Source organism: Pseudomonas sp. FA-1 (assembly GCF_056856075.1).
On the sequence record NZ_JBWXTH010000001.1, the window covers coordinates 737,630 to 750,664 of the forward strand.

Genomic DNA, 13,035 nt, shown 5'->3' on the forward strand with positions numbered 1-13,035 from the left:
GGCATGAGCGAAAATCAAACGTACGACTCCTCCAGCATCAAGGTGCTGAAAGGGCTGGATGCCGTGCGCAAGCGTCCCGGCATGTACATTGGCGACACCGATGATGGCAGCGGCCTGCACCACATGGTCTTCGAAGTGGTCGATAACTCGATCGACGAAGCGCTCGCCGGTCACTGCGACGACATCACTGTCATCATTCACCCAGACGAATCCATCAGTGTTCGCGACAACGGTCGCGGCATTCCTGTTGATGTTCACAAGGAAGAAGGCGTATCGGCTGCCGAGGTCATCATGACCGTCCTGCACGCAGGCGGTAAATTCGATGACAACTCCTACAAGGTTTCCGGTGGCCTGCACGGTGTGGGTGTATCCGTGGTGAACGCGCTGTCCGAGAAGCTGGTACTGACCGTACGCCGCAGCGGCAAGATCTGGGAGCAGACCTACGTCCATGGAGTTCCACAGGCACCTATGGCCGTTGTCGGTGATAGCGAAACCACCGGCACCCATATCCACTTCAAGCCTTCGGCTGAAACCTTCAAGAACATCCACTTCAGCTGGGACATCCTGGCCAAGCGGATTCGCGAGCTGTCATTCTTGAACTCGGGCGTCGGCATCCTGCTCAAGGACGAACGCACCGGCAAGGAAGAGTTCTTCAAGTACGAAGGTGGTCTGCGTGCATTCGTTGAATACCTGAATACCAACAAGACCCCGGTCAACTCCCAGGTGTTCCACTTCAATGTTCAGCGTGATGACGGCGTGGGTGTCGAAGTTGCCCTACAGTGGAACGACAGTTTCAACGAAAACCTGCTGTGCTTCACCAACAACATTCCGCAGCGCGATGGCGGTACCCACCTGGTCGGTTTCCGTTCTTCGCTGACGCGTAGCCTGAACAACTACATCGAGCAAGAAGGCCTGGCGAAGAAGAACAAGGTTGCGACCACCGGTGACGATGCCCGCGAAGGCCTGACCGCAATCATTTCGGTCAAGGTGCCGGATCCGAAGTTCAGCTCCCAGACCAAGGACAAGCTGGTTTCCTCGGAGGTGAAGACCGCCGTGGAACAGGAGATGAACAAGTACTTCGCCGACTTCCTGTTGGAAAATCCCAACGAAGCCAAGGCGGTGGTCGGCAAGATGATCGATGCTGCCCGTGCCCGTGAAGCGGCGCGAAAGGCACGTGAGATGACCCGCCGCAAAGGTGCGTTGGACATCGCCGGCCTGCCAGGCAAACTCGCTGATTGCCAGGAAAAGGACCCTGCCCTTTCCGAACTCTACCTGGTGGAGGGTGACTCCGCGGGTGGCTCGGCCAAGCAAGGCCGTAACCGTCGCACCCAGGCGATCCTGCCGCTCAAGGGCAAGATTCTCAACGTCGAGAAAGCACGTTTCGACAAGATGATCTCCTCCCAGGAAGTGGGCACGCTGATCACCGCGCTGGGCTGTGGCATCGGTCGCGAAGAGTACAACATCGACAAGCTGCGTTATCACAACATCATCATCATGACCGATGCTGACGTTGACGGTTCGCACATCCGTACCCTGCTGCTGACCTTCTTCTTCCGTCAGCTGCCGGAGCTGGTCGAGCGTGGCTACATCTATATCGCTCAGCCGCCGCTGTACAAGGTGAAGAAAGGCAAGCAGGAGCAGTACATCAAGGACGACGAGGCCATGGAAGAATACATGACCCAATCGGCCTTGGAGGATGCCAGTCTGCACCTGGACGAGTCGGCGCCAGCCGTTTCCGGCGTGCAACTCGAAGCGCTGGTGAACGAGTTCCGTGGTGTGATGAAAACGCTCAAGCGTCTGTCGCGCCTATATCCGGAGGAGCTGACCGAGCACTTCATCTACCTGCCGGAAGTGACCCTCGATCATCTGGCAGATCATGCAGGCATGCAGGCATGGCTGGGCAAATTCCAGGAGCGCCTGAACAACAGCCAGAAGTCCGGCCTGACTTACCAGGCCAGCCTGCGCGAAGACAAGGAGCGCAACATCTGGCTGCCGGAAGTGGAAGTCACCTCCCACGGCCTGGCTAGCTACGTCACCTTCAACCGCGACTTCTTCGGAAGCAACGACTACCGCTCGGTCGTCGCGGTGGGCGCCAAGCTGGCGACCCTGCTGGGTGAGGGCGCCTATGTTCAGCGTGGCGAGCGTCGCAAGGCGGTCACCGAGTTCAAGGAAGCTCTCGACTGGCTGATGAACGAAACCACCAAGCGTCACACCATCCAGCGATACAAAGGTCTGGGCGAGATGAACCCTGACCAGCTGTGGGAGACCACGATGGACCCAACCGTGCGTCGTATGCTCAAGGTGACCATCGAAGATGCCATCGCTGCCGACCAGCTGTTCAACACCTTGATGGGTGATGCGGTCGAGCCGCGCCGCGACTTCATTGAAAGCAATGCGCTGTCGGTGTCCAACCTGGACTTCTGATTAGCAAGCAGCAATTAGAAGCCAATCCTTATGGGTTGGCTTTTTTTCGTCTGGAGGAAAGTGTTTCACGTGGAACGTTCTATAAACCCAACGCTTTCAGGCGCCTGTACAAGGTCCGTTCACTCATCCCCAAATGCTCGGCCAGTTCACTTCGAGACCCTTTGAAGGTCTCCAATGCGTGTATCAGGTCGGCCATCTCTTTACGGCCACGTCCGCGTGAAACGGTCGGCTCGACCATAGGGTAGATATCCTCCGGAAGGTGCTCCGGGCGGATCAGCCCGTCATCGGCAAATAACCTGGCCCGCTCAAGAATGTTGCGCAGTTCGCGAATATTCCCCGGAAAGGTATGCAGGCTAAGCCGATCCAGGGCTTCGGCGGTCATCTGTGGCGACTGTTTGCCCGCCATCCGTTGCAACAGGCTTTCACACAGCAGGGGCAGATCTTCTACCCGCTCACGCAAGGCAGGCAGGCGGATCGGAAAACCGCTGATGCGGTAATACAGGTCTTCACGGAAGGAGCCTTCCGCAGCCATCTGCTTCAAGGGCTTGTGAGTCGCCGAAACCAGGCGGAAATCCGAATGGACCGTTCGCGTGCTGCCCACCGGGCGGAAACTGCCCGACTCGATCAGACGCAACAGTTTGACCTGCATGGCCAAGGGCACTTCACCGATTTCGTCGAGAAACAGCGTGCCCCCGTGGGCGGCTTCGGCCAAGCCAATCTTGCGTTGGGTCGCACCGGTAAATGCGCCTTTCTCGTAGCCGAACAGCTCGCTCTCGAACAACGACTCGGTCAGACCGGTGCAGTCCACTACCACCAGTGGACCATTAGCCCGAGGGCTGCCCAAGTGCAAGGCACGTGCGAACAATTCCTTGCCAGTACCGGACTCACCCTGCAGCAGCACCGGGATCTGTGCCGGTGCGGCCCGCTGCAGGCTGGCGACCGCCGATTTGAACGCAGGAGCCCGACCGACCAGCCCTTGCTCTTGTGGCTGGGCGGAGGCCAGGGTCACGCGGGTCAGACGCTCGACGAACGCCACCACCCTGCCCTCGTCATCGAGGATCGGGCGCAGTTCTACATCCACATGCTCAGGGCCTCGGGGGGTGTGATGAATATGCAGCACGCGCTCTGGCATCTTGCTGTCCAGTGACTTGCGCAACGGGCAATGCTCGCCAGCCTGATCACAAGGCACAGCATAGTGGTGCGAGACCCGGTGGCATTTCTGGCCGATGGGTGCGTGGTCCTGGCTGGCGAACTGACGACGATATGCGGCATTGGCGGCCAGGATGTTGTAGTCGGTGTCCAGCACGATGCTGGGTAGTACATCGTGTTCGAGGTAGGACACCAGCGCGAGGATCGCGGGATGGGAAGCGGCTTGCATGACGGCACCAGATAAAGGACCAAGCGAGCGTAGCAAGGACTGCCAAACACTGCCATTGGCTGTCAGTCGACTGCCAGATGCTGTCACGTCTGACAGGCACATAGGGCTCTATCACAGGGCAAGCCCGCATTTATGGAGGGAAGAGGTACCGAAAACTGTGGCATGCATCTTGATAAAGCACTTTGCACTGCCTAAGCCTTCAAGAAGGCCCGGTGGATAATGGGAGAGTGAAATGATCATCGGCAACAACCTTCATGTGGAAGCCTTGTTCGACAAGGCAACCTCGACCATCAGTTACCTGGTCATGGATGGCGAGACGCGCCAGTGCGCACTGATCGACAGCGTGCTGGACTACGACCCAAAATCCGGACGCACCAGCACCGAGTCGGCCGACCGCCTGATCGCTCTGGTCGAGTCGCACGAGGCCAAGGTGCAATGGATTCTTGAAACGCACGTTCACGCCGATCACTTGTCTGCCGCGGCCTACCTGAAGCGCCGGCTCGGTGGCACCACCGCTATCGGTGCGCAGATCACCCAGGTGCAGAAGACCTTCGGCACGCTGTTCAATGCCGAGCCCGGTTTCGCCCGTGACGGCAGCCAGTTCGATGTGTTGTTCGAGGACGAAGAAGGCTTTCGCATCGGCAACCTGCATGCCCGCGCACTGCACACACCTGGGCATACCCCGGCCTGCTTGAGCTATAGGGTCGAGGATGCAGGCGAAACGGCTGTGTTCGTCGGCGATACCTTGTTCACGCCTGACTACGGCACTGCCCGCTGCGATTTCCCTGGCGCCAGCGCCCGCACCTTGTATCGGTCGATCCGTCGTCTGTTGGCCTTCCCCGACCAGACCTACCTGTTCATGTGCCACGACTACCTGCCAGGTGGCCGCGAGCTGCGTTACGTGACCACTGTCGCCGAGCAGCGTGCCGGCAATATTCATATCCATGAAGGGGTCAGCGAGGACAGTTTCGTCTCCATGCGCGAAGCCCGTGACGCGACCCTCGACATGCCTGTGCTGATCCTGCCTTCGGTACAGATCAACATGCGCAGCGGGCAGTTCCCCGAGCCCGAAGCCAATGGCGTGAGCTATTTGAAGATCCCGCTGAACACGCTGTAAGCCCGCGCTGCACCCATAACGAGATTCAAGGAAACCGCCATGCCTGCCCTGCTGTCCCCTGCCGATACGTCCCGTGCCGACCATCACAAAGTGGTGATCGTCGGTGCCGGTGCTGCCGGTATCGCCACCGCCTCGAGCCTGATCGCCCGTGACCCTTCCCTGGACGTCGCCCTGGTCGATCCAGCCGATGTGCACTATTACCAGCCTGGCTGGACCATGGTCGGTGCCGGTGTGTTCACGGCGCCGAGCACGGCTCGCACCATGGCCTCGACCATTCCCCGTGGGGTGCGCTGGATCAAGGCGCGGGTCGAAGGCTTCGACCCCCACGCGCAGTTGGTCACCTTGGAAGATGGTCGTGCCATCAGCTATGAGCAATTGGTGGTTTGCTCAGGCCTCAAGCTGGATTGGAGCGCCATCGAAGGGCTGAACGAAACCCTGGGCCGCAACGGCGTGACGTCCAATTACCGCTACGACCTGGCGCCTTATACCTGGCAATTGGTGCAAACGCTCAAGCAAGGCCGTGCGCTGTTCACCCAGCCGCCGATGCCAATCAAGTGCGCGGGTGCGCCACAGAAGGCGCTGTACTTGTCGTGTGACCACTGGTTGCGCCAAGGGCACCTGGGCGCAATCAAGCCCAGCTTCTTCAACGCTGGTGCGGTGTTGTTCGGTGTTGCCGACTATGTGCCCGCGCTCATGGCCTATATCGACAAGTACAGTGTCGACCTCAACTATTCCCATCGCCTGGTGGCGGTGGATGGGCCGAACAAGCGCGCTACCTTCGTGCGCACGCTGGCAGACGGTAGCAGCGAAACCCGGGTCGAGGCCTTCGACATGCTCCATGTGGTGCCGCCACAGGTCGCGCCGGACTTCATTCGGCAAAGCCCGCTGGCCGACGCCGCCGGTTGGGTGGAGGTGGACCCGGCGACCTTGCGCCACCGCCGATTCGCCAATATCCACGCGCTGGGGGACGTCACCAATACCAGCAACGCCAAGACCGCCGCGGCCGCGCGCAAGCAGGCACCGGTAGTCGCCAATAACGTGCTGGTGGCCCTTGGGCGCTTGGCTACGCTGGCCCAATACGATGGCTACGGCTCCTGCCCGTTGACGGTCGAGCGAGGCAAGATCGTGCTTGCCGAATTCACCTACGGCGGCAAGGTGGCGCCGAGTTTTCCTCGCTGGTTGCTTGACGGGCGCGAGCCCACGCGCCTGGCCTGGTTGCTCAAGGCACGGATACTGCCGCCGTTGTACTGGAAGGGAATGCTCAAGGGCCGCGAGTGGTTGGCGCGGCCACAACCCTTGGTAGTCGAGGCTGGGCAGTGATCGAACAGCAACTTGTTGGTGCTGTGTTGGGGGCTTCTATTGGCGCTGTACTGGCCTTGACGGGAGCCGGTGGTGGCATCCTCGCCGTGCCCTTGCTGGTGTTCGGCCTGGGGCTGTCGATGGTCGAAGCGGCTCCCATCGGCTTGCTCGCCGTGGGTTTGGCGGCGGCGGTCGGAGCGGTGTTGGGGTTGCGCCAGGGCCTGGTGCGCTACCGCGCGGCAATGTTCATCGCGGCTATCGGCGTGGTCGCAGCGCCGTTCGGCTTGATGTTGGCCCATCGCTTGCCGAACACCCCGCTCGCGCTCGTGTTCGCCGGGGTGCTGGTCTATGCCTGCCTGCGTATTTGGCGCAAGGCGAACCGTGAGTTGCGCGGCGAACCAGCCTGCGGTGAGCGGCAGATCATGCCCTGCGTGCTAAACCCTCTGCAGGGGCGGTTGCGCTGGACCCTCCCCTGCGCCCGCGCACTGGCGTTCACTGGCGTGCTGGCGGGGCTGCTGTCCGGCTTGCTGGGTGTTGGCGGTGGCTTCGTCATCATCCCGGCCTTGAACCGCTACACCAACTTGGACATGAAGAGCATCGTCGCCACATCGCTGGCCGTGATCGCCCTGGTCTCCGTGGGCAGCGTAGCCAGCGCCAGCCTGGCTGGCGTCATGCATTGGGCAGTAGGCGCGCCGTTCGCCGTGGGTGCCGTGCTCGGTCTGCTGCTGGCGCGCCCCTTGGCGAGCAAGCTGGCCGGGCCGCGCCTGCAGCAATTGTTCGCCGTGACCGGCATCGGCGCGGCGCTGTTGCTGGCGGGCAAGGCGCTAGTCGGCTAGCAGCTCGGCCTGCTGCGCGTTGCACAGCGCCAGCAGGTAGTCCCAGACCACCCGCAGACGTACCGACTTGTGCAGTTCCCGGCGCGTACAGATCCAGTAGCTGCGCTGGATGGTTTCGCTGGGTAATACGCGAACCAGCGCAGGATCATGCCGCGCCATGTAGTTGGGCAGCACGGCAATGCCCAGCCCGGCACGGGCGGCTTGTTGCTGGGCGATCACGCTGGTGCTGCGGAATACCACGTTGGGCGCACGGCAGAAGCTGTTGAGAAACAGCAGTTCCTGGCTGAACAGCAGGTCATCGACGTAACCGATCCAGCTGTGCCGGGCCAGGTCTTCACGGTTACGCAGCGGCGGTGCCCGGTCCAGGTACGCCTGGCTGGCATACAGGGCCAGGCGGTAGTCGGTGAGCTTGCGCGTGATCAACAGGTCGGCGCTGGGCCGTTCCAGGTGGATGCTGATTTCCGCCTCCCGGTTGAGAATGCTGACGAAGCGCGGCACCGCCACCAACTCAACCTCGAGCCCCGGGTAGCGTTCGAACAGCGCATTCATGCGCGGGGTGAAGAACATGATGCCGATGCCTTCGGTGACGCCGAGGCGGATCTTGCCCAGCGGCGTGATGGCCTGGGTGATTTCCTCCTGGGCGAGCAGGGCCACGTTTTCCATGGCTTCGGCATGCTTGAGCAGGGCCTGGCCGGAGGGTGTGAGTTCGTAGCCCTGAGCGTGCTGGACGAACAGCGCGGTGCCCAGGCTCTGCTCGATGTTCTCGATATGCCGGGCGACCGTGCTGTGGGTGGTGTTGAGGCGTTTGGCGGCGGTCAGCAGCCGGCCGCTGCGCTGCAACTCGAGGAAGTACCGCAGATCATTCCAGTCGAACATGCTGTTCCCTGTGAATTTGGGGCTTCACTGCCCCCCTGTGTGAGCGGGCGGTATTACGGCTCCGGTAGGCGTTGCGCTAAAACGCACAGCGGCTGCGCGAAATTTCGTGTTTCGTCAGCGAAATTAATCAATAAGATGGTCCTCGACAAGATTAAAAATCAGGCGCGAGGTTTCACATGCCATCAGCCGATTCTGTCTTCGACTATGTGGTCGTCGGTGCCGGCCCCGCCGGCTGCCTGCTGGCCAACCGCTTGTCTGCCGACCCCTCCTGTCGCGTCCTGCTGCTCGAAGCGGGTGGGTCTGACAATTACCCTTGGATTCACATTCCCGTCGGCTACCTGCGCTGCATCGGCAACCCACGTACCGACTGGTGCTTCAACACCGAGGCGCAGCCAGGCCTGGGCGGGCGCAGCCTGGGCTACCCGCGGGGCAAGGTGCTGGGCGGCTGCTCTTCGATCAACGGCATGATCTACATGCGCGGCCAGGCCGCCGACTACGACCGCTGGGCCGAGCAAGGCAACGATGGCTGGGCGTGGAAGGACGTACTGCCATTGTTCAAGGCCAGCGAGCGCCATTTCGCCGGCGCCAGCGACAGCCATGGTGGCGAGGGGGAATGGCGGGTCGAGCAGCAACGCTACAGCTGGCCGATCCTGGATGCCTTCCGCGACGCCGCCGAGCAGAGCGGCATTGCCAAGGTGACGGACTTCAACACCGGTGACAATGCTGGCTGTGGATATTTCCAGGTCAACCAGCGCAGTGGCGTGCGTTGGAATGCTTCCAAGGCCTTCCTGCGGCCAGTGCAGGCGCGCCCCAACCTGACGGTGCTCACCGGCGTGCAGGTCGACCAGGTGATCCTGGACAACACCCGCGCCAAGGCCGTGAAGGCGCACTGGCAAGGCGCCTGGCATGCGTTCAAGGCGCAGCGGGAGATCATTCTTTGCGCAGGCTCCGTGGGTTCGCCCGGGATTCTCCAGCGTTCAGGCATCGGCCCGCGCAAGCTGCTCGAGGGTCTTGGAATCGGCGTGCGTCATGAGCTGCCCGGTGTGGGTGGCAACCTGCAGGATCACCTGCAATTGCGCCTGATCTACCAGGTGCGCAACACCCGTACGCTCAACCAGATGGCCAACAGCCTGTGGGGCAAGATGGAGATGGGCCTGCGCTATCTCTATGACCGCAGTGGCCCGTTGGCCATGGCGCCAAGCCAGCTGGGTGCGTTCGTTCGCTCCGGGCCGGAGCAGACCACCGCCAACCTGCAGTATCACGTCCAGCCCCTGTCGCTGGAGCGCTTCGGCGAGCCGTTGCATCGTTTTGCCGCGTTTACCGCGTCAGTGTGCAATCTACGCCCCGCGAGCCGTGGCCGTGTGGACATCCGCTCTGCCGACATGCTCGCCGCGCCCCTGATCGACCCCAACTACCTGAGCGACCCCGAGGACCTGCGTGTGGCCGCCGATGCCATCCGCCTCACGCGGCGTATCGTACAGGCCCCTGCCCTGGCGGCGTTCGACCCTCGTGAATACCTGCCAGGTCCTGCCCTGCAGACCGAGGCGCAATTGCACGAGGCCGCCGGCAGGATCGGCACCACCATCTTCCACCCGGTCGGCACCTGCCGCATGGGCTCAGGCCCGCTGGACGTTGTGGATAACCAGCTGCGCGTCCATGGAATCCCGGGCTTGCGCATAGCCGACGCCTCGATCATGCCGCAGATCGTCTCGGGCAATACCTGTTCACCCACACTGATGATCGCCGAGAAGGCGGCGCAACTGATCCGAAACGGGAGCCCCACACAGACCAACCTCAACGACCTGAACGCGATACCGACGCCCTGACCCGGGTGCGTGCAACACCGGCGGCTCGCGGTCAGAAGCCGCCGACAGTGGAAAACAACAATAATCACTGTGGCCTGCGGGCCGAGGACAGCAACGATGTCGGATTACATCCAAGAGCAAGGCACGGCAGCCAGCACGGTCAGCCGACGTGAGGAACGCAAGATCATTTTCGCGTCATCCCTCGGGACGGTGTTCGAGTGGTATGACTTTTTTCTCTATGGCGCCCTGGCTGCGGTCATCAGCAAGCAGTTCTTTGCTGGAGTGAACGACACCACGGCGTTCATCTTCGCCTTGATGGCATTCGCCGCAGGCTTTTTGGTGCGGCCATTCGGTGCGCTGGTGTTCGGTCGGCTGGGTGACATGATCGGGCGCAAGTACACCTTCCTGGTGACCATCGTGTTGATGGGGCTTTCTACCTTCGCCGTGGGTTTGCTGCCGACCTACGCCAGCATCGGCATCGCCGCGCCGATCATCCTGGTGCTGCTGCGCATGCTCCAAGGCCTGGCCCTGGGAGGCGAATACGGTGGCGCGGCGACCTATGTGGCCGAGCACGCCCCGCCCGGCAAGCGGGGTTTCCATACCGGTTTCATTCAGTCCACCGCCACCCTTGGCTTGCTGCTTTCGTTGGTGGTCGTGCTGGGCAGCCGCTATGTCAGTGGCGACCAGTTCGAGACCTGGGGCTGGCGCTTGCCGTTCCTGCTGTCGATCGTCCTGCTGGCCATCTCCACCTGGATCCGCATGAGCATGGAAGAGTCACCAGCCTTCGTGAAAATGAAGGCCCAGGGTAAGGTCAGCAAGTCGCCGATTCGCGAGTCCTTCACCTCCTGGCCCAACCTCAAGGTGGTGCTCACCGCCCTGTTCAGCATCAATGCCGGCCAGGCCGTGACCTTCTATACCGCGCAGTTCTACGTGCTGTTCTTCCTGACCCAGATGCTCAAGATGGACCCGGCCCAGGCGAACACGCTGTTGATCATCAGCGTGGTGATCGGCGCGCCGTTCTTCGTGTTCTTCGGTTGGTTGTCCGACCGGGTGGGCCGCAAGCCGATCCTGATGATCGGCCTGCTGCTGGCCACCGTACTGTATTTCCCGATGTTCAAGGCCCTGAGCCATTACGCCAACCCGCAGATCGCTGCGGCCAGCCAGCAGGCTCCGATCGTCGTGACAGCTGACCCGCAAGGCTGCACCTTCCAGTTCGACCCGGTCGGCAAGGCACGCTTCGACAGCCCCTGCGACAAGGTCAAGACATTCCTGGTCAAGCAGGGCCTGCCCTACAGCTCGGTGGATGCTCCTGCGGGCGACCCGGTGGTGGTGAGTATCGGCGAGCAGCACATCGATGGTTTCGACGAAGCGGCCATGCGCATGGCCATCGAAGAAGCAGGGTACCCGGCCAAGGCGGACCCGGCGAGCGTCAACCAAGTGATGGTGGTGGTGCTGATCGTCGCCATGATCCTTATCGCCACGATGACCTACGGGCCTTTGGCGGCGGTGATGGTCGAGCTGTTCCCGACCCGCATCCGCTACACCTCCATGTCGCTGCCGTATCACATCGGCAATGGCTGGTTCGGCGGCTTCCTGCCTACCGTGTCGTTCGCACTGGTGGTGTATACCGGGGATATCTTCTATGGGCTGTGGTATCCAGTTTTGATCACCGGAGTGAGCCTGGTGGTGGGGATCTTCTGCCTGAAGGAGACCAAGGATGTGGATATCGACAAGGTTTGAAAGCTGACGCGTGTGGGCGCTTGAATCCCAGGTACAAAAAAACCGGCGTAAAAGCCGGTTTTTTTATGCCGCGAAAAAACTTATGCACGATTTTCAGAAAAAGGTCATACAAAGAAATAAACAGCTAAATCAATTACTTAGCTCACTTTTCAAGGTATTGATCCAAAACTTGCTCACACGTTATCCACAGATCGTCAGGCGCTCTGCTGTGCAGGATTTTCTGCCACCGGTGGCAGCGAACCCATGGCCCGCTGGGCTGCTTCGTTCCAGGCCTGGGCGCGGTCGTTGAGCTCGGCGATGGCACGTGGGCCGGTACCGACCGGGTACATCGGCTCGCCGATCACCACCTCGATGGTGCCTGGACGCTTGCCCCAGCCTTCCCGTGGCCAGAACTTGCCGGCGTTATGGGCAATCGGCAATACCGGCAAGCCCGCATTCACCGCCAGTGCGGTGCCGCCGCGAGAGAACTTGCCGACCTGGCCATGGGGTACGCGGGTGCCTTCCGGGAAGATCAGCACCCACACGCCCTGCTTGAGCAGCTCGTCGCCCTTGCTGGCGACTTGGCGCAGGGCTTCCTTGGGGTTCTTCCGGTCGATGGCGATGGGCCGCAGCATGGCCATGGCCCAACCGAAGAACGGCACGTACAGCAGCTCGCGCTTGAGCACCTGGCTCAATGGCGAGAAGTAGGCCGACAGGAAGAATGTTTCCCAGGTGCTCTGATGGTTCGACAGGATCACGCAGGGTTCCTTGGGCACGTTTTCGGCCCCGGTGACCTTGTAGCGAATCCCCAGAATCACTCGCGCCAGGAACACGGCGCAGCGGCACCAGTACACGTTGATGAACCGATAGCGCTTGTGGAACGGCAGGAACGGCGCGACGAAGAAGCTCAGCGAGCACCACAGCAGCGAACTGGTGCCCAACAGCAGGTAAAAAAGAAAGATTCTGATCGCCTGCAGGATCGACATAGTGGCATGTACCGTTGCGGGGCGTGCCCGCCTAAGGAAAAGTGCGCCACGGTGGGCGCACTGCTTAAATTAGGGCTCTGGCGATGGCTGCCAGATCGTCGAAAATCAAAGTACCTTGAGGAACGCCTTTCTCCAGCGTTCGCTCACCTTTGCCGGTCTTCACCAGCACAGGTTGTGCATCGACGGCCAGGGCGGCCTCCAGGTCACCTTTACTATCGCCGACAAACCACACGCCGGCCAGGGCCACCTGGTAATGCTCGGCGATCGCCCGCAGCATGCCAGGCTTGGGCTTGCGGCAATCGCAACCGTCATCCGGCCCGTGCGGGCAATGCACGATGTAACCCACCTCGCCGCCCTGCTCGGCCACCAGCGCGCGCAGGCGCGCGTGCATGGCCTCGAGGGTTGCCAGCGGGTAGTAGCCGCGGGCAATGCCGGACTGGTTGGTGGCCACGGCCACCGTCCAGCCCGCCTTGCTCAACTGCGCGATGGCCTCGATCGAGCCGGGAATGGGCACCCACTCCTCCAGCGACTTGATATAGGCGTCCGAGTCGTAGTTGATCACGCCGTCCCGATCAAGAATCAGCAGTTTCAAGGC

At 61.5% G+C, this 13,035-nt stretch carries 10 protein-coding genes; 6 read left to right on the top strand and 4 right to left on the bottom strand.

Going from position 1 to position 13,035, the window contains the following annotated elements:
- The first annotated feature begins 3 nt into the window (after positions 1–3).
- On the top strand, positions 4–2,424 hold the full coding sequence (gene gyrB, locus AC1MHZ_RS03400; RefSeq protein ID WP_324815814.1) for a DNA topoisomerase (ATP-hydrolyzing) subunit B: 2,421 nt from the start codon (positions 4–6) through the stop codon (positions 2,422–2,424).
- Between the two features lie 79 nt (positions 2,425–2,503).
- Here the strand turns inward: gyrB and AC1MHZ_RS03405 are convergent, their stop codons facing one another.
- Positions 2,504–3,802, bottom strand: a complete 1,299-nt coding sequence (locus AC1MHZ_RS03405; protein ID WP_482966008.1) for a sigma-54 interaction domain-containing protein — start codon at positions 3,800–3,802, stop codon at positions 2,504–2,506.
- Positions 3,803–4,034: 232 nt separating this feature from the next.
- On the opposite strand from AC1MHZ_RS03405, the gene AC1MHZ_RS03410 reads away from it, so the two are divergent.
- Genes AC1MHZ_RS03410 through AC1MHZ_RS03420 form a run of 3 tightly spaced genes read left to right on the top strand, consistent with a single transcriptional unit; the run spans position 4,035 to position 7,054 of the window.
- Positions 4,035–4,919 (top strand): MBL fold metallo-hydrolase, encoded by an 885-nt coding sequence (locus AC1MHZ_RS03410; protein ID WP_084855247.1) that lies wholly within the window; start codon positions 4,035–4,037, stop codon positions 4,917–4,919.
- Positions 4,920–4,958: 39 nt separating this feature from the next.
- Complete coding sequence (locus AC1MHZ_RS03415) at positions 4,959–6,239, top strand: NAD(P)/FAD-dependent oxidoreductase (protein ID WP_482966009.1); 1,281 nt, start codon at positions 4,959–4,961, stop codon at positions 6,237–6,239.
- Entirely contained in the window at positions 6,236–7,054 is an 819-nt protein-coding gene (locus tag AC1MHZ_RS03420; RefSeq protein ID WP_084855245.1) for a sulfite exporter TauE/SafE family protein, read from the top strand. The genes AC1MHZ_RS03415 and AC1MHZ_RS03420 overlap by 4 nt, the downstream gene beginning before the upstream one ends.
- Here the strand turns inward: AC1MHZ_RS03420 and AC1MHZ_RS03425 are convergent.
- Positions 7,043–7,930: a LysR family transcriptional regulator gene (locus AC1MHZ_RS03425; RefSeq protein ID WP_084855244.1), complete on the bottom strand. Its 888-nt coding sequence runs from the start codon at positions 7,928–7,930 to the stop codon at positions 7,043–7,045. The genes AC1MHZ_RS03420 and AC1MHZ_RS03425 overlap by 12 nt on opposite strands.
- Before the next feature lie 176 nt (positions 7,931–8,106).
- On the opposite strand from AC1MHZ_RS03425, the gene AC1MHZ_RS03430 reads away from it, so the two are divergent.
- Together AC1MHZ_RS03430 and AC1MHZ_RS03435 are read left to right on the top strand one after the other, a co-directional pair.
- Positions 8,107–9,756, top strand: a complete 1,650-nt coding sequence (locus AC1MHZ_RS03430; RefSeq protein WP_482966010.1) for a GMC family oxidoreductase — start codon at positions 8,107–8,109, stop codon at positions 9,754–9,756.
- 96 nt (positions 9,757–9,852) lie between these two features.
- Positions 9,853–11,475 carry an MFS transporter gene (locus AC1MHZ_RS03435; RefSeq protein WP_084855242.1) on the top strand — a complete coding sequence of 541 codons (1,623 nt, stop codon included), beginning with the start codon at positions 9,853–9,855 and terminating at the stop codon, positions 11,473–11,475.
- 194 nt (positions 11,476–11,669) lie between these two features.
- On the opposite strand, the gene AC1MHZ_RS03440 is transcribed toward AC1MHZ_RS03435, so the two are convergent.
- Positions 11,670–12,440, bottom strand: a complete 771-nt coding sequence (locus tag AC1MHZ_RS03440) for a lysophospholipid acyltransferase family protein (protein WP_084855241.1) — start codon at positions 12,438–12,440, stop codon at positions 11,670–11,672.
- Positions 12,441–12,504: 64 nt separating this feature from the next.
- On the bottom strand, positions 12,505–13,032 hold the full coding sequence (gmhB, locus tag AC1MHZ_RS03445) for a D-glycero-beta-D-manno-heptose 1,7-bisphosphate 7-phosphatase (protein WP_084855240.1): 528 nt from the start codon (positions 13,030–13,032) through the stop codon (positions 12,505–12,507).
- Between the last annotated feature and the right edge of the window lie 3 nt (positions 13,033–13,035).

Coding starts and splice junctions, on each gene's coding strand:
- AC1MHZ_RS03425 (WP_084855244.1), bottom strand. CDS start 7,930: ATGTTCGACTGGAATGATCTGCGGTACTTCCTCGAGTTGCAGCGCAGC.
- AC1MHZ_RS03405 (WP_482966008.1), bottom strand. CDS start 3,802: ATGCAAGCCGCTTCCCATCCCGCGATCCTCGCGCTGGTGTCCTACCTC.
- gyrB (WP_324815814.1), top strand. CDS start 4: ATGAGCGAAAATCAAACGTACGACTCCTCCAGCATCAAGGTGCTGAAA.
- AC1MHZ_RS03415 (WP_482966009.1), top strand. CDS start 4,959: ATGCCTGCCCTGCTGTCCCCTGCCGATACGTCCCGTGCCGACCATCAC.
- AC1MHZ_RS03430 (WP_482966010.1), top strand. CDS start 8,107: ATGCCATCAGCCGATTCTGTCTTCGACTATGTGGTCGTCGGTGCCGGC.
- AC1MHZ_RS03435 (WP_084855242.1), top strand. CDS start 9,853: ATGTCGGATTACATCCAAGAGCAAGGCACGGCAGCCAGCACGGTCAGC.
- AC1MHZ_RS03410 (WP_084855247.1), top strand. CDS start 4,035: ATGATCATCGGCAACAACCTTCATGTGGAAGCCTTGTTCGACAAGGCA.
- AC1MHZ_RS03440 (WP_084855241.1), bottom strand. CDS start 12,440: ATGTCGATCCTGCAGGCGATCAGAATCTTTCTTTTTTACCTGCTGTTG.